The 25,147-nt window shown below is 73.8% G+C and carries 23 protein-coding genes; 8 read left to right on the top strand and 15 right to left on the bottom strand.

What is annotated here, in order from left to right:
- Positions 1–18: 18 nt before the first annotated feature.
- Entirely contained in the window at positions 19–393 is a 375-nt protein-coding gene (locus PATMI_RS0105480; protein WP_026910152.1) for a hypothetical protein, read from the bottom strand.
- On the bottom strand, positions 390–713 hold the full coding sequence (locus PATMI_RS0105475; protein WP_026910151.1) for a hypothetical protein: 324 nt from the start codon (positions 711–713) through the stop codon (positions 390–392). Before PATMI_RS0105475 ends, PATMI_RS0105480 begins: the two co-directional genes overlap by 4 nt.
- A gap of 167 nt (positions 714–880) precedes the next feature.
- Here PATMI_RS0105475 and PATMI_RS0105470 point away from each other — a divergent pair, with 167 nt between their 5' ends.
- Positions 881–2,680: an acetyl-CoA carboxylase biotin carboxylase subunit gene (locus PATMI_RS0105470; RefSeq protein ID WP_026910150.1), complete on the top strand. Its 1,800-nt coding sequence runs from the start codon at positions 881–883 to the stop codon at positions 2,678–2,680.
- A 128-nt stretch (positions 2,681–2,808) separates the two neighbouring features.
- Here the strand turns inward: PATMI_RS0105470 and PATMI_RS36460 are convergent, their stop codons facing one another.
- Together PATMI_RS36460 and PATMI_RS27635 are read right to left on the bottom strand one after the other, a co-directional pair.
- Positions 2,809–4,362, bottom strand: a complete 1,554-nt coding sequence (locus tag PATMI_RS36460; protein ID WP_026910149.1) for an AAA family ATPase — start codon at positions 4,360–4,362, stop codon at positions 2,809–2,811.
- 140 nt (positions 4,363–4,502) lie between these two features.
- Entirely contained in the window at positions 4,503–5,555 is a 1,053-nt protein-coding gene (locus PATMI_RS27635) for a hypothetical protein (RefSeq protein ID WP_051471087.1), read from the bottom strand.
- Positions 5,556–5,748: 193 nt separating this feature from the next.
- On the opposite strand from PATMI_RS27635, the gene PATMI_RS0105455 reads away from it, so the two are divergent.
- Entirely contained in the window at positions 5,749–6,771 is a 1,023-nt protein-coding gene (locus tag PATMI_RS0105455) for a VOC family protein (protein ID WP_245604101.1), read from the top strand.
- 108 nt (positions 6,772–6,879) lie between these two features.
- Here the strand turns inward: PATMI_RS0105455 and pyk are convergent, their stop codons facing one another.
- The 3 genes from pyk to PATMI_RS0105440 all read right to left on the bottom strand — a co-directional run bounded on the left by pyk (position 6,880) and on the right by PATMI_RS0105440 (position 9,862).
- Complete coding sequence (gene pyk, locus PATMI_RS0105450) at positions 6,880–8,301, bottom strand: pyruvate kinase (RefSeq protein WP_026910147.1); 1,422 nt, start codon at positions 8,299–8,301, stop codon at positions 6,880–6,882.
- A gap of 70 nt (positions 8,302–8,371) precedes the next feature.
- Entirely contained in the window at positions 8,372–9,523 is a 1,152-nt protein-coding gene (locus PATMI_RS27630) for an NAD(P)H-dependent glycerol-3-phosphate dehydrogenase (RefSeq protein ID WP_245604099.1), read from the bottom strand.
- A gap of 126 nt (positions 9,524–9,649) precedes the next feature.
- Positions 9,650–9,862, bottom strand: a complete 213-nt coding sequence (locus PATMI_RS0105440) for a hypothetical protein (RefSeq protein WP_026910146.1) — start codon at positions 9,860–9,862, stop codon at positions 9,650–9,652.
- A 69-nt stretch (positions 9,863–9,931) separates the two neighbouring features.
- Here PATMI_RS0105440 and PATMI_RS0105435 point away from each other — a divergent pair, with 69 nt between their 5' ends.
- On the top strand, positions 9,932–10,642 hold the full coding sequence (locus PATMI_RS0105435; protein ID WP_026910145.1) for a metal-dependent transcriptional regulator: 711 nt from the start codon (positions 9,932–9,934) through the stop codon (positions 10,640–10,642).
- Positions 10,643–10,687: 45 nt separating this feature from the next.
- Here the strand turns inward: PATMI_RS0105435 and PATMI_RS0105430 are convergent, their stop codons facing one another.
- The 8 genes from PATMI_RS0105430 to sucC form a co-directional block, all read right to left on the bottom strand.
- Positions 10,688–11,590, bottom strand: coding sequence for a hypothetical protein (locus PATMI_RS0105430; RefSeq protein WP_026910144.1), 903 nt, complete (start codon positions 11,588–11,590; stop codon positions 10,688–10,690).
- Position 11,591: 1 nt separating this feature from the next.
- A complete protein-coding gene (locus PATMI_RS27625; protein ID WP_084269696.1) occupies positions 11,592–12,269 on the bottom strand; it encodes an RNA polymerase sigma factor in 678 nt (225 codons plus the stop codon).
- A 73-nt stretch (positions 12,270–12,342) separates the two neighbouring features.
- On the bottom strand, positions 12,343–13,653 hold the full coding sequence (locus tag PATMI_RS0105420; RefSeq protein WP_026910143.1) for a hypothetical protein: 1,311 nt from the start codon (positions 13,651–13,653) through the stop codon (positions 12,343–12,345).
- Positions 13,654–13,789: 136 nt separating this feature from the next.
- Entirely contained in the window at positions 13,790–14,899 is a 1,110-nt protein-coding gene (locus PATMI_RS0105415) for an aminotransferase-like domain-containing protein (protein ID WP_211241701.1), read from the bottom strand.
- Between the two features lie 215 nt (positions 14,900–15,114).
- Positions 15,115–15,312, bottom strand: a complete 198-nt coding sequence (locus PATMI_RS0105410) for a hypothetical protein (protein ID WP_026910141.1) — start codon at positions 15,310–15,312, stop codon at positions 15,115–15,117.
- A gap of 233 nt (positions 15,313–15,545) precedes the next feature.
- A complete protein-coding gene (locus PATMI_RS0105405) occupies positions 15,546–16,019 on the bottom strand; it encodes a 6,7-dimethyl-8-ribityllumazine synthase (protein ID WP_026910140.1) in 474 nt (157 codons plus the stop codon).
- Between the two features lie 362 nt (positions 16,020–16,381).
- Positions 16,382–17,260, bottom strand: a complete 879-nt coding sequence (sucD, locus tag PATMI_RS0105400) for a succinate--CoA ligase subunit alpha (protein WP_026910139.1) — start codon at positions 17,258–17,260, stop codon at positions 16,382–16,384.
- Positions 17,260–18,408, bottom strand: a complete 1,149-nt coding sequence (sucC, locus tag PATMI_RS0105395) for an ADP-forming succinate--CoA ligase subunit beta (protein ID WP_026910138.1) — start codon at positions 18,406–18,408, stop codon at positions 17,260–17,262. The genes sucD and sucC overlap by 1 nt, the downstream gene beginning before the upstream one ends.
- Before the next feature lie 477 nt (positions 18,409–18,885).
- Here sucC and PATMI_RS0105390 point away from each other — a divergent pair, with 477 nt between their 5' ends.
- The 5 genes from PATMI_RS0105390 to PATMI_RS0105370 all read left to right on the top strand — a co-directional run bounded on the left by PATMI_RS0105390 (position 18,886) and on the right by PATMI_RS0105370 (position 25,083).
- Positions 18,886–19,857, top strand: coding sequence for a daunorubicin resistance protein DrrA family ABC transporter ATP-binding protein (locus tag PATMI_RS0105390; RefSeq protein WP_036725286.1), 972 nt, complete (start codon positions 18,886–18,888; stop codon positions 19,855–19,857).
- The gene (locus PATMI_RS0105385) at positions 19,854–20,636 is read left to right on the top strand and encodes an ABC transporter permease (protein ID WP_026910136.1); all 783 of its coding nucleotides are present in this window, start codon (positions 19,854–19,856) and stop codon (positions 20,634–20,636) included. The genes PATMI_RS0105390 and PATMI_RS0105385 overlap by 4 nt, the downstream gene beginning before the upstream one ends.
- Positions 20,637–20,727: 91 nt before the next feature.
- The gene (locus PATMI_RS0105380) at positions 20,728–21,198 is read left to right on the top strand and encodes an ABATE domain-containing protein (protein ID WP_026910135.1); all 471 of its coding nucleotides are present in this window, start codon (positions 20,728–20,730) and stop codon (positions 21,196–21,198) included.
- Between the two features lie 209 nt (positions 21,199–21,407).
- Entirely contained in the window at positions 21,408–23,288 is a 1,881-nt protein-coding gene (locus tag PATMI_RS0105375) for an assimilatory sulfite reductase (NADPH) flavoprotein subunit (protein ID WP_026910134.1), read from the top strand.
- Position 23,289: 1 nt separating this feature from the next.
- The gene (locus PATMI_RS0105370) at positions 23,290–25,083 is read left to right on the top strand and encodes an NADPH-dependent assimilatory sulfite reductase hemoprotein subunit (RefSeq protein ID WP_084269694.1); all 1,794 of its coding nucleotides are present in this window, start codon (positions 23,290–23,292) and stop codon (positions 25,081–25,083) included.
- The last annotated feature ends 64 nt before the right edge of the window (positions 25,084–25,147 follow it).

Below are 25,147 nucleotides of genomic sequence, written 5' to 3'. Positions count from 1 at the left end.
CATCGGTGGGCGGCCCGATCAGCGCAGGATCCGCAGCTCGACCTTGCCCGCGGTCGCCTTCACGGCGGTCACCCGGGCCCGTTCGAACGTGACGGTCTCGCCGCGGCGGACCGTCCGGCGCTGTCCCTGGACGCTGACCTCCACCGACCCGTCGCGGAGGTCGTCGACGGCGATCCGCAGCTCCCGACGGCCGGTCGATCCGACGCGGTCGTCGTCGCCGAGCGTGGTCGTGGCGGACCCGTTCGCCTTGAACGTGCACCGGTCGTTCACGCAGGTGTACGAGCTCGTCGAGCACCCGGTGAGGGCGAGCCCCGCCACGACCGACGCGGAGGCCGCCGGCGCGCACCGCGACCGGTCGACGGCGCGCCGTGGCGCGGCGCCCGCCCGTCTCATCGCTCGATCCGCACCTTCGCGCGGTCCGGCCCCGTCTCCGGGGCGGTCACGAGGAACCCGCGCATCCGGACGGGGTCCGCGTCGCGCCGGATGGTCGCGCGGTCGGCGTTGATGCGGACGACGACGCTGTCGGCGCTGAGGTCGCTGAGCGTGACCTTCGTGGAGAGCTGGTCGATGTCGAAGCTCCCGGGCCCGTCGGACTGCACCGTGCAGACGCTGTCCGTGCAGGACGTGCCGCCGTCCGATCCGCCGCAGCCGGCGAGCGCGACGCCGAGCGTCGCGGTCGTGGCGGCGAGGAGGATCCGGCCCGGGATGCGCACGGAGCGCAGGGTAGCGGTCGGCCGCTCGTCACCCCGCCGGTCGCCCGGGGCCCGGCGGGCGGGTGGCGGCGGGGTGCCACGCCACACGCGGGAGGCTCCCCTCATCCGGCGGGTACGCCCCATGCTGACGGCGGATCGGGCCTGCGATCGAATAGATTCGGCGCCATATGTTCGGCAAGATCCTCATCGCCAACCGCGGGGAGATCGCGATCCGCGTGATCCGCGCCTGCGAAGAGCTCGGGATCAAGACGGTCGCCGTCTACTCCGAGCTCGATCGCGACGCCCTGCACGTCAAGCGGGCCGACGAGGCCTACCTGATCGGGCCGGCCGAGGCCGCGAAGAGCTACCTGAACGTCGACAAGATCGTCGAGGTCGTGAAGGAGTCCGGCGCCGAGGCCGTGCATCCCGGCTACGGCTTCCTCTCCGAGAACGCCGCGTTCGTGCAGCGCCTCGAGGACGAGGGCATCACCTTCATCGGGCCGCCCGCCTCCGCCATCGACTCGATGGGCAGCAAGACCAAGGCCCGCGACCTCATGAAGAAGGCCGGCGTCCCGATCGTGCCCGGCACGACCGAGTCGGTCGACACGTACGAGGAGGCGCTGCGGATCGCGAAGGACGAGATCGGCTACCCGGTCGCCGTCAAGGCCGCGTCCGGCGGCGGCGGCAAGGGCTTCCGCGTCGCGCTGACCGAGGACAAGCTCAAGGCCGCCTACGAGGGTGCCTCCCGCGAGGGCGAGAAGTTCTTCTCCGACGGCACGGTCTACCTCGAGCGATACCTGCCGAACCCGCGCCACGTCGAGGTCCAGGTCCTCGCCGACAAGCACGGCAACGTCATCCACCTCGGCGAGCGCGACTGCTCGATCCAGCGCCGCCACCAGAAGCTCATCGAGGAGGCCCCGGCCCCCTCGTGGTTCGTCGACGACGAGCTCCGCGCGAAGATCGGCGAGATCGGCATCAACGCCGCGAAGGCCGTCGACTACGTCGGCGCCGGCACGATCGAGGGCATGCTCCAGGACGGGGAGTACTTCTTCCTCGAGATGAACACCCGCGTGCAGGTCGAGCACTGCGTGACCGAGGCCGTCACCGGCATCGACATCGTCAAGCAGGGCATCAAGGCCGCCGCCGGGCTCGAGCTCGACTACAAGCAGGAGGACGTGCAGCTCCGCGGGCACGCCATCGAGTGCCGCATCAACGCCGAGTCCGCGCCGATGAACTTCGCGCCGACCCCGGGCGCGATCGGCGAGTACCTCGAGCCCTCCGGCCCGGGCGTCCGCGTCGACTCCGGCGTCGGCGCCGGCGGCATCGTCTCGCCGCAGTACGACCCGATGGTCGCGAAGCTCATCGTCTGGGACGTCGACCGCGAGCAGGCCACGGCCCGCATGCTGCGCGCGCTGTCCGAGTACAAGATCGAGGGCCTCACGACCCTGATCCCGTTCCACTCCACGATCCTCGCGACGGAGAACTGGGCGAAGGCGTCCACGTGCTCCGAGCTCGTCGAGGACAAGGAGTGGCTGAAGTCCACCGCCCCCGAGATCCCGGTCGTCCCGATCGATCAGGACGACGACGAGACGGTCGTCCGCGACTACCAGGTCGAGGTCTCCGGCAAGCGCTTCGACGTCAAGGTCCACGGCGCCGCGTTCGGCCCGGTCGGGACCGTCGCGGCGGGTGCCTCGGGCGGCTCCGGCGGCGGCAAGAAGAAGCGCTCCGAGCGCAAGAAGTCCGCCGGCGGCGGCGCGGACGACCTGCCGTCCCCGATCCAGGGGAACATGTGGAAGGTCGTGGCCAAGGAGGGGCAGGAGGTCGCCGAGGGCGATCTGATCTGCATCATCGAGGCCATGAAGATGGAGAACGAGATCACGGCCCACAAGGCCGGCACGATCACGACGCTCGCCGCCAAGGAGGGCGAGCCCATCAACACCGGCGACCTGATCGCGACGATCAAGAGCGCCGAGGCCGCGGCCGAGTAGTCCCCGCGACGGCCCCGCGCCGTCGCGACCGCCCGGACCGTCCGCACTGCGGGCGGCCGACCGGGTCGAGCTTCCCGACGGGCCGCGCGAGCGGCCCGTCGTCGTTCCCGGGGCGACCGACCCGGACGTCAGGCGGCGACCATCTCCCGACGTCCCGCCCGGTGCGGGTCCACGGGATCCGTGGCGGCCGCGACCGGCGCGGCGACGACCGCCCCGGTGGCGGGCGTCGCCGGGGCGCCCGGCCGCCCGGTCCCCGGGCAGCGGTCCGCCACGATCAGCTCCGCCACCACGGTCGTGGCGTGCGCGAGCCTGCGGAAGTACGCGGATCGGCTGATGTGGAGGTCGACCTGGGCGCGGGCGTGCCCGCCGTCGGCATCGACGTAGCCGCGGCGGAGGATCGCGCGGTGCAGCTCGGCGTCCTGGGTCGCGCCGAACGCGCGGTCGATCGCGTCGAGGAGGACGCGGCGCGCGGAGGCGGCGCGGGCGGCGGTCGTCGTGCCGCGGCCCAGCGGCGAGGCGGCGAGGGCGAGCGGGTCGTGGAACGCGCGCAGCGCGTCGCGGACGACGTCGGCGCCGACGGCCTGAGCGTCGCGGCGGGCCCCCGGGGGCTCCAGACCGAGCTCGCGGTGGATCCAGGCGTGCAGCAGGCCGGCGAGCCCGGGCGTGGACGGTCCGCCGGTCGCGGCGAGCGCGTGGGCCTCGGGGTCCCGGGCGAGGTGCGCGAGGTCGCCCGTCAGCCACGGCTCGCCCAGGACCGCCCGGTCGTGGAGGTGGTCGGCCAGCGCACGGCGCAGGGCGTGCTCGCGGTCGGGACGGCGACGGGTGAGCGCGCCGGCGAGGAGCTCGCGGACCCGCGGGTCGATCGCGACCCGCTCGCCGTCCGCGGAGGCGAACGACCGGGAGCCCAGCCATGCGCGGGCGGCGTCGCCGTCGACGCCGGGCAGCACCGCGCCGAGCAGGCGGGCGTCGACCGCGGGAGCGATGGACGCGACGGCGACGAGGTCGTCGTCGGCACCCTCGAGCTCGCCGCCGACCAGTGCGCGCAGCAGCGCGTCGTCGCGGCGGGCGTCGTCCCCGGCGTGCGGGCCGGTCGCCGCGTCGGCGGCCGCCGCGAGCGCGGCGGGCAGGCCGCGGGCCCACCGCGTCGCACGGACGCGGTCCGCCGGGGCGACGAGGCCGCGGCGGCGCAGCAGCTCGTCCGCGTCGCCGTCCGCGAGCGGGCCGAGGGCCAGGGTGCCGGTCATGGCGTCCCAGCCACCGGCGTTCCAGGAGTCGTCGGGGACCCGGCGCCCGGCGACGACGACGCGCAGGTCGGCCGACGCCCGGAGCAGCACGCCGTGCTGCAGGTGCCGGTCGAGTCCGGGCAGGTGCTCGGCCGCGTCGATCACGAGGAGCGAGGTCCCGGTGCTCGGCAGGGCGTCGGCGGTGCGGTCGACCCGGTCGAGGTCGCCGAGCGCCGTGAGCCCGTCGACGACGCCGACGGCGGCACCGGCGACGTGCGCCCGGCGGACCAGCTCGCGCAGCAGGGCGCTCTTGCCGATCCCGGCCGGGCCGTGCACGTGGAGCACCGGTCGCGGAGGTGCCGGGGCGAGGAGATCGAGGAGCGTGGTCAGCTCGCCGCGGCGGCCCTGGAAGCGGGCGGCGTCGCGCTGGTCGCGGAGGAGATCGAGGGTCCGGGGCATGCATCGCAAGCTATGGCCGGGCGATCCGCGGATCCGCGTCAGCGGGTGCGGCCCGAACGTGACGTCTGACGCGTTCGCCGGCGACCCGCCGGCCCGCACGACGTCGGACCGGTCGCCCGCCGGGCCCGCCCGACCGCCGCCTACTCGTAGAGCACGACGTCCGGCCGCGGCCGCAGACCCATCACCTGGCGCGGGTTCATCAGTCCGCCGGCCGCCCGGTCCTCCTTGAGGAAGACCTTGAACCCGGGGCGCCACCCGCGGGGCAGGTCGCGGGTGAGCTCGGCGTACTTCACGAGCTTGTTCGCCCGGTCGCCGACGCCGTCGACGGACATCACCATCTGGAGCTCCGGCGGGATCCTGATGCTCGGGAGGTTCCGGATCATGTTCCTCGTGAAGCGGTGGACGATCACGAGCTTCTTCGGCAGCCGGTGCTCGCGGACGATCCGGGCGACCTCGTCGAGGGACCGCTGGAGCTCGGGGGCGTCGACGGAGCCGATCACCTGGCCCGGGACGTCGCCGTCCTTCTGCATGCGCCACTCGGGGTCGTAGGCGATCGCGACGTCGGGCTCGCGGAGCCAGCGCTCCAGGCGCCGGGTCTCGCCGACGAAGTTCGACCGGCCGGGTTGGATGTCGAGGATCAGGAGTGCGCGGATCCGCCGGGCCTCGCGGAGGTGGCGCTCGATCACGCGGGTGCTCTGGTGCTGGTTGTAGCGACGGTCGCGGCCCGGGTCGGCGTGGGCGATCGTCGAGATCAGCTGGAGCGCGGGCTGCGCCGGCCGGGTCCTGCGCGCGTAGCTGCGCGCCTGTCGCTGGAGCCCGCGCAGGGCGCCGCGGAGCGAGCCGACGCCGAGCGCGCCGAGCTCCGGGTCCTGCGGGGCGCCGGCGTAGGAGACCACCCGGTGGCCCGGCAGGAGCTCGCGGCCACCGCGTGGGAGCTCCGGGAGCGGCCGCTCGTCGGCGGGGGCCGTCGCGGCGGTCGCGGGCGCCCCGTCGTCGCGCCCGACGATGAACCCGAAGACGATCACGAGCAGGAGGACCGACAGGCCGACGATCACCGAGGGCAGCAGCCACGGCGCGAGCGGCGGTGGTGGTCCGCCCGCGCGGTCGCGGCGGCGCGCCGGCCGGGTGCCGTCGTCGGGTGCCGGTGGTCCCTCGTCGCCGCCGCGGGGCGGCGGGCCTGCGGAAGCGGCCATCGAGGGAACGGTACCCGTCCTGCAACGGAAGTTGCAGGGGGCGCAACACCGAGTGGGGTGCTCCCGGCCGGATCGCCCCGCCGTCGCGGTCGTCGCGGACGCGGGTCCGGGCCCGCGGCGGGCGCCGCCTGCTCCGCGCGCGGAGCGCTTCCCTCCGCCCTTGTGCGTGACGGCAGAAGGCGTATAGTTGCGTATGCAACTACACAGTCCGATCGCCGGGACCGACCGGCGGGCGAGGCGCACCATGCAGATCGACGGCATCCACCACATCTCCACCATGACGGGCGACGGTCGCGCGGCGACGGACTTCGTCACCGGCGTGCTCGGCCTCCGGCTGGCGGCCAAGACCGTCAACCAGGACGCGCCGGACATGTACCACCTGTTCTTCACCGACGAGGACGCGAGCGCGGGCTCCGACCTCACGATGTTCGAGGCCCGCGGCCTGCCCCGCGGCCGCGACGGCGCGGGCATGGTCCACCGAATCGGCTTCCGCGTCGCCGACCCCGCGGCGATCGACTTCTGGGCGGACCGGCTCACCCGGTACGGGCTGCCGAACCGCCGGGAGCGCGGGACCCTGAGCTTCGAGGATCCCGAGGGCCTCGGGTTCGAGCTCGTCGTCGACGACAGCGGCGACGCGCCGCTCCGCGCACACCACCCGCAGATCCCGGAGGACGTCGCGTTGCGCGGCTTCGACGGGGTCCGGATGTTCAGCGCGGCGCCCGAGCGGTCGGGAGCGGTGCTGACCGACGTGCTGGGCGCGACCCGCCTGGACGAGGGCACGCCGATCGACGACGCCCTCGCGGGCGGTCCGGACGCGAGGAGCGCCGGCGACCGCTACGAGCTGCGCTCCGACCGGCGCGGCGGCCTCGTCACGCTCGACCGGCCGCCGGTGGAGCGCCCGCGGCACGGCGCGGGAACCGTGCACCACGTCGCCTTCGGCGTCCGCGACGCGGACTACGAGGCGTGGTTGCCGCAGGTCGAGACCTCGGGCCTCCACACGTCCGGCCTCGTCGACCGCTTCTACTTCCGGTCGATCTACTTCCGGGAGCCCGGCGGCGTGCTCTACGAGCTGGCCACCGACCTCCCGGGGTTCGAGTCGCGGAACCCCCGGGAGGACTGGGGCGTGAAGACGATCCTGCCGCCGTGGCTCGAGGAGCACCGCGCGGCGATCGAGGCGAACCTCCAGCCGATCCCGGACCCGCGCGAAGACTGGTGAGGGGCCGCCGACGCGCCGCCGACCCTGCTCGGCAGGCGGGTCTCCCGAGCCAGCCGCAGTCCTTCGCGGCTCGTACCCGAGAAGCTCGGGATGGGGCCCGCCCCGCTTTCACACCGTCTGGACCTGCAGCAGGCTCGTCGTGCCCGGGGTGCCGGAGGGGAGGCCGGCGGTGATGACGACGCGGTCGCCGGGCTTCAGCCAGCCGAGCTCCCGGACCTTGGTGGCCGCGTCCTTGATCAGCTCCTCGGTGACGGCGTGGTGGTGCATCATCGCGCCGTCCACGCCCCACATGAGGTTGCAGCGGGCGACGGTCTCCCGCGACGGCGAGAGCGCGATCACCGGGCGGTCGGGGCGGTGGGCGGAGACGAGGCGCGCGGAGCGGCCCGACAGCGTCGGGACGACGATCGCGGCGGCGTCGAGCTCCTGCGCCGTGTGGACCGCGGAGCGCGCGACGGCCCAGCCCGGGTCCTTGGAGTCGCGGCGGACGCGGCGCTCGTTCCAGTCGTGGAACGGGGCGATCGTCTCGGTCTCCCGCGCGACCTCCGCCAGCGTGGTGATCGCCTCGACCGGGTACATCCCGATCGCGGACTCCTGCGACAGCATCACGGCGTCGGTGCCGTCGAGGATCGCGTTGGCGACGTCGGTGACCTCCGCGCGCGTCGGCCGCGCCGAGGAGACCATCGACTCGAGCATCTGCGTCGCCGTGATCGACGGGCGGGCGTAGGCACCGGCGAGCGCGATCAGCTGCTTCTGGACCCGTGGGACCTGCTGCAGCGGCAGCTCGATCCCGAGGTCGCCGCGCGCGACCATGATGCAGTCCGACGCCGCGACGATCGACTCCGCGGCGGCGATCGCCTGCGGCTTCTCGAACTTCGCGATCAGCGGACAACGGGTGCGGGAGCGCAGGGCCTCGAGGTCCTCCGCGCGCCGGACGAACGACACCGCGACGAGGTCGACGCCCATCGCCTTGCCGGCGGCGAGGTGCTCGAGATCCTCCTCCGGCACAGCGGGCAGCAGGTCGGCGGGGCCGGACAGGTTGACGCCCTTGCGGGAGGAGACCGGGCCGCCGATCTCCACGACGCAGTCGGCCTCGCCGTCCCCGGACCGCACGGACTCGATCCGCAGCCGGATCATCCCGTCGGCGATGTGGACCTCCTCGCCGACCTCGACGGCCTCCGCGAAGCGGTCCCACGCGACGACGAGCCGCTCGGCGGTGCCGATGTCGCTGACCGAGCCGGACGCGAGCGTCAGGCGCTGGCCCTTGTGCAGCTGCACGGGCTCGTCCGCGACCTGGCCCAGGCGGATCTTCGGTCCCGGCAGGTCCTGCAGGACGGCGATCGGACGTCCCGCACGGTCCGCGGCGGCGCGCACCATCTGCACCGTCTCCGCGTGGTCCTCGTGCGACCCGTGACTGAAGTTCAGGCGCACGACGTCCATGCCGGCGTCGATCATGCGGACCAGCACCTCGGGATCCCGGCTGGCGGGCCCGATGGTGGCCACGATCTTCGTACGACGGGGAAGCTGCGACACACCCCTACTGTAGGTGGCCCGCGACCGGGCGACGTGGCCCGGGCGTGTCCGCACCCCCTCGACGGCGGACCTACTCGACCGTCTCGGTGAGCTGCACGTGCTCCGCGGGGCCGAACAGGCGGGCCCGGAGACGCTCCCACCACCGCCGGAACCGTCCGGCCTCGCGGCGGGAGCGCCAGCTGGCGGGCTGCGGGACGGTCGTGCGGACGAGCGCGACCCAGCCGTCGAGCGGCAGCGATCCCTGGATCAGGCCGACGAGCCCGGAGGTCACCGGGGAGGCGACCCCGGCGCGGCGCAGGGCGCCCTCGAGCAGCGGGACCGACTCGAACGCCTCGACGGCCTGGCCGATCCGGTCGGGGATCTCGTCGCGCGGGACGCCGGCGGCGAGCAGCTCGCCCGCGCGGCGGTTGCGGCTCTGCGGCGCGAGCGCCGTGGCCACGAGGTCGCCGGTCCCGGCGAGCCCGATGAACGTCGCGGGCTGCGCCCCGAGGCTCTCGGCGAGCCGCCAGACCTCGGTGAAGATGTGCCCGGCCGCGGCACCGGCGGCGTTCAGCCCCTGGCCCTCCGTGGCGCCGGCGGCGAGCGCGGCGGCGTTCTTGGCGGCCCCGGCGAGCTCGACCCCGACCGGGTCGTCGGTGTGCTCGCAGACCACGCCGGCCCGGAGGAAGGCGGCGGCGATGACGGCGGCCAGGTCCCGGTCGGTCGACGAGGCGACGAGCCCGGCGCCGTGGGTGACCATCTCCCGGGCGTGCGCCGGCCCTCCGATGCACGCGACGCGGTGGGGACCGAAGCGCTCGGTCAGGAGCACGGTCGGCGGGACGCCGAGCGGCGGGACGAGTCCCTTGGCGAGCGAGACGATCTTCGTCCGGCGGTCGAGGCCCTGGGCCTCGAGGCGGTCGACGGCCTCCCCCAGGTGCGCCGAGGGCACGCCGAGGAAGACGAACTCGGCCTTGCCGGGCCCGGCGTCGATCGAGTCGATCCTCAGGTTCTGCGGCAGCTCGACGCCGGCGAGGTAGCGCTCGTTCTCGCGGGTCGAGCGCAGGCGGTCGGCTTGCTCCTGGGTGCGCGTCTGCAGCGTGGTGCGGAACCCGCCGCGGGCGAGGAGCACCGCGATGGCGGTGCCGAACGAGCCGGCGCCGACGACGACCGCCCGTCGGCCGAGGGGGTTGGGGAGGTTGACGCCGCGCATGGGCGCGGCGTGCTGGCGGGGGCGCTCGGTCATCGGGTCACATGGAAGTACCCGCGGCAGGACCGAGCGGTACGCGCGAGTTCGGTGCGCCTGGTCTCGCTACGACGGCGCGATCGGCCCAGGCGTGGGCGTCCCGGCGGCCGCCCGCCGGGACGGGGCTCAGTCCGAGCCGCCGCGCACCAGGCTGAAGACGACCCACGCGGCCGCCGCGACCGCGAGGACGATCAGGGCGCCCCAGACGATGCTCATGATCGCCCCGACGATGGCGCCGACGACCTTCAGCACCACGATCACGAGGACGATCGCCCCGATGATCTTCGCGCCGTCCAGCGCGGTCATTCCCTGCTTCGGCGACTGGCTCTCGGTGCGCATGCGTCTAGCGTAGCGCTGCGGCGCCACGGGCACGACGGTTCGCGCGCGCTGCGGGGGTACGATGACACCATGGGCCATCCGACCGCCGGTGAAGAGGAATACCTCGAGACGCTCTACTGGCTCCACGAGGTCCAGCTGCCGCTCACCGCGGCGAATGTCTCGCGCGCGATGCTGCTCTCGGCACCCACGGTGCACGAGATGGTCAAGCGCCTCGAGGCCGACGGCCTGATCAGCCGCGACGAGCGCAAGCGGATCTCCTTCACCGAGCGCGGGCTCTCCGTCGCCGAGAACGTCGTCAGCCGGCACCGACTCGTCGAGCGCTTCCTCACCGACGTGCTGAACATCCCGTGGCACGAGGTCCACGAGGAGGCCGAGCGCATGGAGCACGCCATGAGCCCGCAGATCGAGGCCGGCATGCGCGCCGCGATCGGCACGGCGACGACCTGCCCGCACGGCCACCCGATCGAGGTCGGCAAGCGCGTCCCGGGCGCGCCCCTGGCGGACGTCGAGATCGGCGCGAAGATCACCGTGCTGCGCTTCGAGAACGAGGCCGAACAGGTCCTCCACTACCTCTACGGCGCGGGCGTCCAGCCCGGCCTCGAGGGCACGGTCACCGAGCGCGGCGAGGAGCACGTCGCGTTCGAGGACGCGGCCGGCGTGACGCACGCGCTGACCATCAGCGCCGCCGAGACCGTCTCGGTGAAGGCCGACCCGTCCCCGCCCGAGCGCGTCGGGCTGCCCGCCGCGGTCGTGCTGGAGCAGGCCGCCTTCGGGCGCTGACCGACGGACGTCGCGGGAGCGCCCCGGACGTTCGCCTCCCGGCGCTCAGGGCTCCCGCGGGCCGCGCAGCTCGAGCAGCCGGCGGGTGGCCGGTGTGTCCGGCAGCTCGTCGTGCTCGATCACGCGCTGGGTGACCTCGGTGCGGAACGGGACGTCGCCCGGCTGCGTGCGGCCCTCGGTCACGTCGCGGTACGCGACGGGCGCGTACGTCGACGCGTCGACGTCGAGCTCGGTGCGCCCGGCGATCCCGGGGACGGGGCCGCCGTCGCCGCGATCCTCGATCACGAGGCGGAAGACGCGCCGGCCGTCCACCGTCCGCTCGCCGTCGAGCCGCACGCCTGCCGTCCCACGCCGGGCGCGCTCCAGCAGCTCGTGGGCGCGGAAGACGAGCCGCGGCACCGCGGCCGTGCCGTCCTGCGTGGTCGTGCGGCCGGTCCGCGGGTCGTACGCCTGCGACGTGGGCGTGCCGTCCGCGGAGCGGGGGTAGGTCGTCGTCTCCTCGAACCCCGGGGCCGCACCTCCGTCGTCCTGGTCCGAGGACCGCAGCCGGACGGACCGGACGTCGAGGGGGCGGCCGTCGCGGGCGAAGCGGACCCAGCCGCGCTCCTCCAGGGCGAACGGTGCGTCGTCCCGTCCCGCGGTGGTCGAGCGGCTCTCGACGCTCGAGCGGACCATCACGATCGTGCCCGGCGAGGGCGCGCTCGCCGCCGCTGCGCGGTCGACGATCTGCGCGAGGGCGGGGGTCCCGGACGGGACGAGCACGAGCGCGCCGGCCAGGACCGCGCCGAGGACGGGCGCGGGGGCCATCGCCCAGCGGCGGCGGGTGGCCGCGCGGCTGCGGTGGGCGAGGGCACGGCGCACCGCGGGCCGGTCGGCCGCGGGGGTGGTCGTCGCGGCGGGGTCGGCGGCGCGCAGCCGCGTGAGCAGGGGATCGGTGGGGTGGAGCATCTCAGGCCTCCGGGGTCGTGATCGTTCGGGGGCGGGGGTGCGTCGCGCGGACGGCGACGGAGGGCGGGGACGTGGGCGTCGGGACGGCGGACGGCGGAGCGCCGAGCGCTGCCGCGCCGGACGGGCCGGCCCGTCCGACGAGCCGCGACGGGTCCGGCGCGTCGTCCGGCTCCGCGAGCGCGGCGCGCAGCCGGGTGCGGCCGCGGCTCAGGCGGACGGCGAAGGTCCCGGGCGAGCATCCGGCCGCCCGTGCGGCGCGGTCGTGGTCGAGGCCCTCCCAGGCGACGAGGGCCAGGGCCTCCTGCTCCTTGGCCGACAGCGTGGCGAAGGCGGCCACGAGCCGGGGGTCGCCGGCGACCCGGTCGTGCGGGTCGCCGCCGGCGGTGCGGTCCTCGCCGGCCCGGCCGAGCTTGCGCACCAGCGCGGCGCGTCGGGCCGTGCTGCGCCGGTGGCCGTGGACCACCCTCCGCGCGACGGCGTAGAGCCACGGCAGCGGGTCGTCGCTCGCGCGGGGCAGCCGGCGCCAGGCGATCGCGAAGGTCTCGGCCGTCAGGTCCTCGACCGCCGCGGGGTCCGCGCGCCGGGCGACGTACCGGTGCACGGCCGCGTGGTGCTCGTCGTAGACGGCCCAGCGGCCGGCGTCGCCGGATCCGGGGCCTCGTGTCGGGTTCTCGCTCACACCTCCTCTCTGCCGGGAGGGTGGCGCGCATTACGTGCCGGGGGATCGGGGAGGTCCCTCGACCCGCCCCGGCTCACCAGGCGATCGCGCCCACCCGCTGGTGCGGGGCACCGGTCAGGACGAGGGACGGTGCGGCGCCGGACCGCGGGATCCGGGCGATCACCTGGTGGCTGTCGGCGGGGACGTCGAACATCACCACGTCGCTGTCGGTCGCCGCCTCGTAGCCGACGGGGCGCAGGCCGCTGATGTCGCCCCGGCGGGGGCCGGCCTCGGGCTTCGGCAGGCCCAGTGCGGCGCTGAGCGAGGTGACGGTCAGGGGGGAGCCGCCGAGGGTGATCGTCCTCGTCGTGCCGTCGGGGGCCAACCGGGCCAGGCGCCGCGTGGCGGGCACGTCCTTCGCGCGGACGGCGATCAGCCATCCGCCGGCGACCGGGGTCGGCGCCTCGCCGACCGCGCCGGTGGTGCCCGCGGGGACGCGGAGCCGGAACGCCGAGGAGCGTCCGGACGGGGAGTACGCACGTGTCACCGAGCCCCGGAGCTCCTCGGTCAGGCGCAGCTGCAGGCGCCCCTTCCGGGTGCGGGTCCTCATGGTCGTCCGGTGCGTGACGCGGTCGGTGACGATCGCCGGCCCCCGGTCGGTGAGCCGCTCGTAGTCGAGGACGCCCGTGCCGGGGGCACGCCGGGCGGTCGAGAGGATCCGCTCCTTCCCGTCGGACGAGCGGAGGACGACGCGCTGGACGAGCCGGCGGCGCAGACCGGCGCGGACCCGCCGGACCTGGGCGGCGGTGGCGGTCGTCCAGCGCTGGTAGGCGCTGCCGAGGGTCTCGGGGAGCAGGAAGGTGCCGGAGCGCGTCCAGAGGCTCGCGCCGGTGTCGAACGAGCCGATCAGCGTCTCGCCGGGCGCCTTTGTCTCCTTGCAGGTCCGTGCGGGCACGGCGCACGTGTCGACCTCGCCGCGGACGCCGAGGCCGGTGATCGCCGAGATCAGCCGGGGCGGTCCGTCGGTCCACCAGAACTCGGACCCGCTGGAGGCGATGCTCGTGGTCGCTCCCGCGAGCGGCCGGGCCGGGGAGCCGTCGGTCGGCAGGAGCGTCACGCCGTCGAGCCCGTCGACGGTCGCGGGGCCGACGACCGCGACGACGGAGCGGTCGGGCGAGACCACCGGGGCGTGGCCCAGGCCGTCGATCGGGGCGGCGGCGAGCTCGCGCCGCGTGCCGTCCGGCGTCACGAGGACCGGACGCGCGGTGCCGCGCGCGTCGTCGGAGCGCGAGACGAGGACGTCGGCGCCGGCGGTCGGGACGAGCGCGAGGCCCGAGGTGACCGCGAGGGCCGCGGCGCCGAGGGCGGTCCGTCGTGGGTGGGCCGCCGGGACGCTCGCACGCATGGCCCGATCCTCCCAGGTGGGAGGACCGGTGGACAGCGGTCCTCACGCCGTCCTCAGAGCCATGCGGACGGCGGCGGGCCCGCCCGGACGTCGGGCTGCGGCGGAGGGGCCGGCCGGTGGTGGGCCGGCCGGCCGGTCAGCCCTTCGCGGCCTCGACGGCCTCGGCCAGGCGGCGGACGCCCTCGTCGATCTTGTCCGCGGTGACCGCGGAGTAGGCCAGGCGGAAGGCGTTCTCGCCCCCCTCGACGAGGAAGTCGGTGCCCTTGACGATCTGGACGCCGCGGTCCGCGGCCTCCTTCGCGATCTTCGCGCAGTCGTGGCCCTCGCCTTCCGGCAGCTCGACCCAGAGGAAGTAGCCGCCTTCGGGCTGGACGAAGCTGGCCTGCGGGAGGTGCTCCTTCAGGGCCTTCCCGAGCGTGCCGGCGCGCTCGGCGAGCGCGTCCTTGACGTTCTGCAGGGCGGCGGGGAAGCGGTCGCCGGCCACGAACTCGTAGACGATGGCCTGCGAGACCTGGCTCGGGGCGATGTACGTGTTGGTCGCGCGGCGCTGGATCTTCTTGATCAGCTCCGGGTTGCCGACGAGGTAGCCGACACGGACGCCCGGGCAGACCGTCTTGGAGAACGAGCAGGCGTAGACGACGTTCGTCGGCGTGCCGCCGTCGGGGGCGTCGAGCTCGAGCATCCGCGGGAGGGGCTCGCCGGTGAAGCGGACGTCGACGTACGGGTCGTCCTCGAAGATCAGGAACCCGTACTTCGCGGCCAGCTCGAGCAGCGCGTGGCGCTTCTCGAGGGACAGCGTGGAGCCGCCCGGGTTCTGGAAGTTCGGGATGACGTGCGCGAGCTTCGGGCGCAGGCCGCCCTCGAGCTCGGCGCGGAGCTCGTCGACGTCGATGCCGTCGGCCTGCAGGCCGATCAGGCGGACGTCGGCGCCGCGCTCGCGCAGGCCGAGGAGCGTGCGGTCGTACGTCGGGCGCTCGACGACGACGGCGTCGCCGGACGAGACGACCTCGTCGAAGAGGAACGCGTCGGCCTGCATCGAGCCGTTGGTGACGATGACGTGGTCCTCGGGCACGCCGTGCTTCTCGGCGATGTGGCGGCGCAGCGGCACGTAGCCGATCGCCGTGCCGTAGCCGGCGACGCCGGCCGGGTCCTTCTCGAAGGCGCGGACCGCGGCCTCCTTGAGCCCGTCGATGTCGACGATGTCGGCGGACGGCGCGCCACGGGAGAAGGAGATGGAGTCGGCCATCACCCCAGACTATTCACCGGCTCCCGCAGGTGACGTGCAGGCGGGACGGGGGTGCGCGGTGGTCCCGGCGGCGGACGGGTTCGACCCCCGCCGCGGGTGGCAGCCCGGGGCGCGGTCCGGTGGCCGGCGGGCGTCCCGGTGCCCCGACGGTGGGCCCGGGTGCGAGAGGCCTCGGCGACGCCGGAATCTGGGCCGACCGCGCGGCGCCGGAGGGGTCAGCGACCGGGACGACGCCCGCGCGGGGCGACGGGCTGCGGCGCGGGGTCCGACGTGCAGGCGGGGTCGAAGATCCGCATGCGGTCGCGGGCCGTGACCGCCGCGGCGTCGAGGGCGTCGAGCGGGTCGAGGGGTGCCGGGAGGACCGCGCGCTCGAGCGCCGCGAACATGCCGTCGAGATCGAACGAACCGGCCACGCCGCCACTGTACGCGGCGGATCGGCGGAAACGCCGGTGGGAACGGGTGACGGACCTCCTTCGACGTCGGAGGGCCGACTCCTCCCGGCGGATCTCGACGCGCGTGGCGGCTTCCGGCGGCCCGGTCGGTGGGGTGGGGGTCGGCGGGGCCCGTCGACCGCGGCCGGTCCGGGGTCCCGGACGTCCGCCGCCGCAGGGACGGCGGACGTCCGACACCCCGGATCCGTCGGCGGTCAGTCGATCGTGGCGAGCGACTTGAGGGTGTTCGCGACGGCGCGGGCGGCCTCGCCGCCCTTCTTCACGAAGTGCTCCGTGTAGTAGTCGACGTGCTCGGCGTGCTCGTGGAAGTGGTGCGGGGTGAGCGAGACGGAGAACACGGGGACACCCTCGTCGAGCTGGACGCGCATCAGGCCGTCGACGACCGCGGCGGCGACGAAGTCGTGGCGGTAGATGCCGCCGTCGACCACCAGCGCGGCGCCGACGATCGCGGCGTAGCGGCCGGTGCGGGCGAGCTTCTGGGCGTGCAGGGGCAGCTCGTAGGCACCCGGCACGGCGAACTGGTCGACGTTGCCGGCCGAGAAGCCGTGCTCGGCGATCTCGGCGAGGAACCCGACGCGGGCCTGGTCCACGATGTCGTGGTGCCACGACGCCTGGACGAAGGCGACGCGGAGGTCGGCGGTGTTGAGGGACGACGCGGGCGTGCTCACGCTCCGGACGCTACCGCGCGGCGGTCCGGGGGCGGGGCCGACCTGTCGTCGACGACGGCGGGTCGGCCCCGCGATGCCGATCCGCTACCTCCGAGGTACCGGATCGGGAACGCGGCCGGTCCCGGCCCCGGACGCCGCGGACCCTTCGACCCGTGCGACCGATCCGGTACCCCACGGGTACGAGATCGGGAACGCGACGTCCGGCCCGGGAACGACGACGGGGCGGCCGATGGCCGCCCCGCGTGGTCCTGCTCCCGCGACTCCAGGCCCGGGTGGTGGCACACCCTGCGGGTGCCCCGAGCCCTGCCGCGGTCCGACGCGGCCCCGCTCCGGGAAGCCCGGGGCGGGACCCGCGCGGCGTCCTAGCCCTTGAGGATGTCGATCGCGATCTCCGCGACCTGGGTGGGGGTGCGACCGACGCGCACGCCCTTGGCCTCGAGCGCCTCGGCCTTGGCCTTGGCGGTGCCGGCGGAGCCGGAGACGATGGCGCCGGCGTGGCCCATCTGCTTGCCCTCGGGCGCCGTGAAGCCGGCGATGTAGCCGACGACGGGCTTCGTGACGTTGGCGCCGATGAACTCGGCGGCCTCCTCCTCGGCGGAGCCGCCGATCTCGCCGGAGAGCACGATGAGCTCGGTCTCGGGATCGGCCTCGAACTGCGCGATGACGTCGATGAACGACGAGCCCGGGACCGGGTCGCCGCCGATGCCGACGATCGAGGAGTTGCCGAAGCCGGCCTGGGCCAGCTCGTTGCCGATCTGGTAGGTCAGCGTGCCGGAGCGCGAGACGACGCCGACGTTGCCCGGCTTGAAGAACGACGCCGGGATGATGCCGACGTTGGCCTTGCCCGGGGACAGGATGCCGGGGCAGTTCGGGCCGACGACGGTCGTGCCCGGGTAGTCCCGCTTGACCGTGTTGTAGAGCTTCAGCTCGTCGTGGGCCGGGATGCCCTCGGTGATGATGATCACGAGCTCGACGCCCGCGGCGGCGGCCTCGAGGGCCGACGCGGCGGCGAACGGCGGCGGCACGAAGATCATCGCCGTGTTGGCGCCGCTCTCCTTGACCGTGGTCTCCCAGTCGCCGAAGACGGGGATGCCCTCGACGTTCTCGCCGGCCTTCTTCGGGTTGACGCCACCGACGACGTTCGTCCCGTAGTTCTTGTTGTTCAGCGTGTGGAAGCGCCCCTCGCGGCCGGTGATGCCGGCGACGGCGAGCTTCGTGTTCTCGGTGACCAGGATCGACATCAGCTGTTCCCCTTCGCCGCCGCGACGACCTTCTCGGCCGCCTCGTTCATCGTCTTCGCCGTCTGCACGTTGGGCAGCGCGGCCTTCTCGAGGATCTCGCGACCCGCGACGTCGTTCGTGCCGTCGAGGCGGACGACGAACGGGACGGTCGGCTTGAGGTCGGCGAACGCGGCGACCAGGCCGTTGGCGACCTCGTCGCAGCGGGTGATGCCGCCGAAGATGTTGAAGAGGACGGCCTTGACGTTGTCGTTGGAGAGGATGATCTCCACGGCCTGCTTGACCTTGGCGGCGTCGGATCCTCCGCCGGCGTCCAGGAAGTTGGCCGGCTCGCCGCCGGCCTGCGCCACGACGTCCAGGGTCGACATCACGAGCCCGGCGCCGTTGCCGAGGATGCCGATGTTGCCGTCGAGCTTGACGTAGACGACGTCCTGCTCGGCCGCCTTGACCTCGATCGGGTCGAGGTTGGCCTTGTCGCCGAGCTCGGCGTGGTCCGGGTGACGGAACGCGGCGTTGCCGTCGAGCGAGACCTTCGCGTCGAGCGCCTTGACCTTGCGGTCGGGCGTGACGATCAGCGGGTTGATCTCGGCGAGGGAGGCGTCCTCCTCGATCCAGACCTCGTAGAGCGCGACCAGGGCGTCGGCGACGCCCTCGATGACGTCCTCGTCCGCCTTGCCCTGCGTGGCGATGTCGAGCGCCTGCTCCTTCGTCAGCCCGACGAGCGGGTCGACGTTCTGCTTGATGAGCTTCTCGGGCGTCTCCTCGGCGACGGTCTCGATCTCGACGCCGCCCTCCGTGGAGAACATGACCAGCGGCTTCTTGGCCGACCGGTCGAGCAGCACGGAGGCGTAGTACTCCGTCGCGATGTCCGAGGCGTGCTCGATCCACAGGGTGCGCGTGATGTGCCCCTTGATGTCGAGGCCGAGGATGTTGGTCGCGTGCTCGCGCGCCTCGTCCTCGTCCGACGCGAGCTTCACGCCGCCGGCCTTGCCGCGGCCGCCCATCAAGACCTGGGCCTTGACGACGACCGGATAGCCGATCTTGTTGGCTGCGGCGACGGCGTCGTCGACGGTCGTGACGGCGCTGCCGTCCGACACGTCGAGGCCGTGCTTCGCGAACAGCTGCTTGCCTTGGTACTCGAGCAGGTCCATGTGGCGGTTCCTGTGTCGTGTGGAAGCGCGCGGCGGGCGGGGAGGTCCGGGGTGGACCTCGGCGACGGTCGCGCTGTGCATGACGCCGGGCGACCCGGTAAAAGCGGCCGTCCGGACGGACCGCCGGGACACTAGTACGCGGCCCGTCCACGCGCGTATAGGCCCTGTTTCCGGGCGCCGTTCACCCCACGGCCGGGTGGGTGCAGCCCGGACGGGCACGGTCGCGGCGGTCCGGCCGATGAGTTTCCGCCCGTCCCCCGGTCTTCATGGCACAGCGGTGGACCCCGAGGGGTCCGCCCTGGCCCGGCCCGCGCGATCGCGGACGGTCCATGTCCTCGTTCCCCGACACGGTTGCGCCATGCCGATCACGCAGCAGTCCCCCGGCCCCCACCCGCCGGACTCGAACCCCGAGCCCGCCGTCCCGACCCGTGCCGCGGGCCGCGACGAGTGCGAAGGCGCCAAGTATGGTGCGCCCCGATGAGCACCGACGCCGTGATCGAAGCCCGAGGTCTGCGCCGGTCGTTCGGTGACGTCCACGCCCTGCAGGGGGTCGACCTGGTCGCGCCCGCCGGCTCGGTGCTGGGCGTCCTCGGGCCGAACGGCGCGGGCAAGACGACCGCCGTCCGCATCCTGACGACGCTGCTCCCGCCCGACGGCGGCAGCGCGACCGTCGCCGGGCTCGACGTCGTGAAGGACGCTCAGGAGCTCCGGTCGAAGATCGGCCTCGCCGGCCAGTACGCCGCGGTCGACGAGTACCTGACCGGCAAGGAGAACCTCGAGATGGTCGGGCGGCTCTACCACCTGAGCCCGGCCGAGTCGCGGTCCCGCGCCAAGGAGCTGCTCGAGGAGTTCGACCTCGTCGACGCCGGCGGCCGGACGGCCGGGACGTACTCGGGCGGCATGCGCCGCAGGCTCGACCTCGCGGCCGCGCTCGTGATGCGCCCACCGGTCCTGTTCCTCGACGAGCCGACCACCGGCCTCGACCCCCGGAGCCGCAACTCGCTGTGGCAGACGATCGAGGACCGCGTCGCGGACGGCACCACGGTGCTCCTGACGACCCAGTACCTGGAGGAGGCCGACCGCCTCGCCGACCGGATCGCGGTCATCGACCACGGCCAGGTCATCGCCGAGGGCACCTCCGACGAGCTGAAGGCGAAGGTCGGCGGCGAGCGGCTGGACCTCGTGCTCGAGGACGAGGCGCAGGCCGCCGCGGCCACCGAGGCGCTCGCGCCCCTGGCCGACGGCGAGCCGGCCGTCGACGGGGCGTCGCTCTCGACGCCGCTGCGTCAGGGCAGCGGCGGGGTCGTCGCCGCGGTGCGCCGCCTCGACGACGCCGGCGTGGGCGTGACGGACATCGCGGTCCGTCGCCCGACGCTCGACGACGCGTTCCTGACGCTCACCGGCCGCCCGGCCGAGGAAGCGTCGACCGACGGGGAGGAGCCCGCATGAGCAGCCTGCGCTGGACCGTCTCGGACACCCTCGTCCTCGCGATGCGGCAGCTGCGCCGCATCCCCCGCCAGCCCGACCTGCTGATCGGCTACACGATCCAGCCGGTGATGTTCGTGCTGCTGTTCCGGTACGTCTTCGGCGGCGCGATCGCGACCCCGGGCTTCGACAACTACGCCAGCTACCTGATGCCGGGGATCATCGTGCAGTCGATCGCCTTCGGCGGGTTCGTGACCGCCCTGGCGATCGCGGACGACATGAACAAGGGGCTGATCGGCCGCTTCCGGTCGCTGCCGATGTCGCGGATCGCCGTGCTGTCGGGCCGCGCGTTCGCGGACATCGCCCTGAACGCGCTGCAGCTCGTCGTCCTGATCGGCATCGGCCTGGTGGTCGGCTTCGGCTTCGGCACCGACGTGCTGAAGGTCCTGCTCGGCATCCTGCTGCTGCTCGGGCTGGGCTTCGCGTTCTCGTGGGTGTTCTGCCTGATCGGCCTGCTGTCGGGCTCCGCGGAGACGTCGAACGCGATCGGCTTCACGGTGATCTTCCCGCTGACGTTCGCGTCGGGGGCCTTCGTGCAGCCGTCGACGATGCCCGACGGTCTGCGGCAGTTCGCCGAGGCGAACCCGTTCACGACGCTCGTCGACGCCACGCGGCACCTGTGGATCGGCGGCGAGGCCGCCCCGGCGAACTCCGACGTCTGGATGTCGATCGTCTGGATCGTGGCGATCACCGTCGTCGCGTCGTTCCTGGCGGTCCGGCGCTACCGCTCGCTGGCGGGCTGAGCCCGGGACGTGCGGGCCGGTGCCGGGGAATGCGCCCCGGTGCTCGCCCGCGCGCCCGGGCGGCGCGGCGGTCGCCCGGTACCTTCGGGGGATGACCGGGCCCTGCCTGAACGACAGCACGGCGGTCTCGCTGCTGTTCGCGTCGACCCCCGACGACGGGTACGACGCTGCGGAGGCGGCCCGGGTGCTCGAGCGGTGGCTCGTCGCCCGGGGCCTCGCCGCGGAGGGCGTGCGGGTCGCGTCGACCGAGCTCTCCCGCTTCCTGCGGCTCCGTCACGCGGTGCGCGAGACCCTCGCCGCGCGGATCGACGGCGTGGCGCCCGACGAGTCCGCGGTGCGGATCCTCGAATCCGCCGCCCTGGCCGCGCCGGGCACGCCGATCGGCGTGTGGTCCGCCGACGGCACCGTCACCCGGGGCTGGCGGTCCACCGGCGGCGACCCGCTGGACCGCGCGGCGGCGACGATCGCCGCCGACGTCGTCGACCTCGTGTGCGATCACGGGGACCGGCTCGAGCGGGGTGCCGGCGACGGGCCGCCGTTCACGCTGCGCGACGACGGGTAGCCGTCGCGGCCGCCCCTGGTCCCTTCCTTCGCGGAATACCTGGGTTTCCTGTTCCTCCGCCACGAGGGGCTCCGGGGCGGGCATCATCGTCGGGGCCGGACCCGAATCTGCCAAAATCCGATCCGCTTACCCCCTGCCGCGCCGCGTTCCCTCCGCGCGTCGCCTGGCACGCCGACCGTCGGCACGGGAAGCCCGAGCACCTCACCACGTTGCGACCTCCCGTCCCCACACTCACGCCCGAGAACCTCGAGCAGCTCGACCGTCTGGCGGGGTCCCTCGACCGCGACCAGGCGATCTGGCTCAGCGGCTACTTCGCCGGCATCGCCGGCCACGGCACCGCGGTCCCCGCCCAGGACGGTGCGGCGTCGAACGGCGCCGTCACGAACGGCGTCGCCCCGGACGGCGCGGCCGCCGGTGTCGTGGCCCCCGAGCCGCTCGCCGCGGGCCCTGCCGCCCGCCTGTTGACGATCCTCGTCGGCACGGACACCGGCAACGCCACCGAGCTCGCCGGCGAGCTGCAGGCCGCCGCGAAGGCCCAGGGCCTCGAGGCGCAGGTCGCCGACATGTCCGACTACAAGCCGCGCGCGCTGAAGGACGAGCAGGACGTCCTCGTCATCACCAGCACGCACGGCGAGGGCGATCCGCCGCCGAACGCGCTGGGCTTCTTCGAGTTCCTCGCCGGCCGCAAGGCGCCGAAGCTCGACGGCGTCCGGTTCTCGGTCCTCGCGCTCGGCGACTCCACGTACGAGCACTACTGCTCCGCCGGCAAGCAGGTCGACGCGCGGTTCGAGGAGCTCGGGGCCGAGCGGATCGCCGACCGCGTCGATTGCGACGTCGACTACGAGGACGATGCCGCGGCCTGGATCGCCGGCGTCGTCGAGCGGCTCACGCCCGACGAGGCGCCCGCGACGGCCGGCGCCCCGACGGCCGCGGCCGTCGGTTCCGCCCCCGCGGGCGGGGTCGCGCCGGCCACCGCGCACTCGAAGAAGCACCCGTTCTCCGCCGCCGTCCTCGACAACGTCGTGCTGACCGGCCGGGGCTCCACGAAGGAGACCCGGCACGTCGAGCTGTCCCTCGAGGACTCGGGTCTCACGTACGAGCCCGGCGACGCGCTCGGCGTCGTCCCGGAGAACGACCCCGCGCTCGTCGACCTGCTGCTCGAGAAGACCGGGCTGTCGGCCGACGCGCCGGTCACGACGAAGCAGGGCGAGGTCGCCCTCCGCGACGCGCTCACGAGCACGTTCGAGATCACGGCGGCCACCCCGCGGTTCCTCGAGCAGTGGGCCGAGCTCACGGGCTCCGACGAGCTCGCCGCCCTGAAGGCCGGCGACGCGAAGGCCCGCACCGCGTTCTTCCACGAGCACCACGTCTCGGACTTCGTCGACCGCTTCCCGGTCGCGGGCATCGAGGCCGAGCAGTTCGTCAAGGGCCTCCGGCCGCTGCAGCCGCGCCTCTACTCGATCGCGTCGAGCCTGGCCGCGGCACCGGACGAGGCGCACCTCACGGTCTCCACGGTGCAGTACGACCTGCACGGGTCCGGCCGCACCGGTGTGGCCTCCGGGCACCTCGCGCGCCTTTTGCACGAGGACGCGACCGTCCCGGTGTACGTGCAGCGGAACGACCACTTCCGCCTGCCCGACGACGACGCGCCGATCATCATGGTCGGCGCCGGCACCGGGGTCGCGCCGTACCGCGCGTTCCTCCAGGAGCGCGAGGCCCGCGGCGCGCAGGGGAAGAACTGGCTCGTCTTCGGCGAGCGGAACTTCCGCAGCGACTTCCTCTACCAGGTGGAGTGGCAGGACCTCCTGAAGGACGGGACGCTGACGAGGCTCGACCCCGTGTTCTCCCGCGACTCCGCGACGAAGAGGTACGTGCAGGACCGCCTGCGCGAGAAGGGCGCCGAGGTGTGGGACTGGCTGCAGGACGGCGCCCGGATCTACGTCTGCGGCGACGCGAACGCCATGGCGCCCGACGTGCACACCGCGCTGGCCGAGATCGCCGTCGAGCACGGCGGCCTGGACCGCGAGGCCGCCGACGCCCACCTGACCGAGCTGCAGCGCGACCACCGCTACCTCCTGGACGTGTACTGAGATGGCCCCCACGACGAAGACGACCCGGAAGCCCGCGGCGAAGAAGCCCGCGCCGCCGGCCGCCACGGTCGAGATCGACCGCAGCCGCGACCTCTCCCGCCCGCTCGAGGAGCTGGCGCCCGAGGAGCGGATGAAGTTCGAGTCCGACTACCTCGCGGGCTCGATCACGACGGACCTCATCGACGAGATCACGCTCGCCGTCGACGAGAACAACAACAAGCTCATGAAGTTCCATGGGATCTACCAGCAGGACGACCGTGACATCCGCGACGAGCGGCGCCGGCAGAAGCTGGAGCCCTTCTTCACGTTCATGCTCCGCGGCCGCATGCCGGGCGGGGTCTGCACGGCCGAGCAGTGGCTGAAGATCGACGAGCTGGGTCGCACGTACGGGAACGACCAGTTCCGCCTCACGACGCGGCAGACGTTCCAGTTCCACTACCTCAACCGCAACGCCCTGCGCGAGGTCATGCTCGGCCTGCGCGACGTCGGGCTCGATGGCAAGGCCGCCTGCGGCGACGTCGCCCGCACGGTGATGAGCGGCGTGCACCCGGGCCTCACGAAGCTCCATAAGCAGGTCTACGAGCAGGCGCAGCTCGCCTCCGACCACGTCATCCACAAGACGTCCGCGTACGAGGAGATCTGGTTCGGCGAGAAGCCGGAGCAGCCGCGCGGCGAGTCCGAGGAGCCCTTCTACGGCAAGCAGTACATGCCGCGGAAGTTCAAGATCGGCTTCGCGGTCCCGCCGAGCAACGACATCGACATCTACTCGCAGGACCTCGGCTTCGTCGCGATCGCGAACCGCGGCAAGCTCAAGGGCTTCAACGTCGTGATCGGCGGCGGCATGGGCCGTGCCGACAACGCCCCGGCGACCTACCCGCGCCTCGGCGACGTCATCGGCTACATCGACGTCGACCAGCTGCAGCCGACGCTCGACGCCGTGATGGGCGTCCAGCGCGACTTCGGCGACCGCGTGACCCGTGCCCACGCGCGATTCAAGTACACGATCGACGACAAGGGCCTCGACGTCATCACGGGCGAGATCGAGCGCCGCCTCGGCTTTGCGCTCGCCCCGGCGAAGACGTTCGCGTTCACGTCCAACGGCGACGACCTGGGCTGGACCACCGGCGACGACGGCCTCGAGCACTGCACGCTGTTCATCGAGAGCGGTCGGATCATCGACCGCGGCGAGCGGCGCCTGATGACCGGGCTGCGCGCGGTCGCCGACGCCGGCCTGTGCGTCTTCCGCCTGACGCCGAACCAGAGCGTGATCCTCTCGGACGTCCTCCCCGAGGACCGCCCGAAGGTCGAGGCGATCCTGGCCGAGCACGGGATCGACAACGCGCCGACGAAGGGCCGCAGCGCGCTGCGCCTGAACTCGATGGCGTGCGTCGCGATGCCGACCTGCGGCCTGGCGATGGCCGAGGCCGAGCGGTACCTCCCCGAGCTCATCACGAAGATCGAGGGTCAGCTCGAGAAGCACGGGCTGACGGAGGATCCGATCACGATCCGCATGACCGGCTGTCCGAACGGCTGTGCCCGCCCGTACATCGCCGAGATCGCCCTCACCGGCCGCGCGCCCGGCAAGTACAACCTCTACCTCGGCGCCGGCTTCCACGGCCAGCGGCTGAACAAGATGGTCCGCGAGAACGTCGGCGAGGACGTGATCCTCGAGGTCCTCGACGAGTGCCTCGGCGCCTACGCGAAGGATCGCAAGGACGGCGAGCGCTTCGGCGACTTCGTGGTCCGGGCCGGGTTCGTGGCGGAGGTCACGGCGGGACGGAACTTCAACGACTGAGGGCCGGGGTCCGATCGCGCCGGGCGCTCTCGGGGCTGCCCGGCGTGGTCGACCGGCGCCGACC

Source organism: Patulibacter minatonensis DSM 18081, assembly GCF_000519325.1.
Lineage (GTDB): Bacteria > Actinomycetota > Thermoleophilia > Solirubrobacterales > Solirubrobacteraceae > Patulibacter > Patulibacter minatonensis.
The sequence above is the reverse complement of the archived record's forward strand: the minus strand, read 5'-3'. Positions and strand labels throughout refer to the sequence as shown.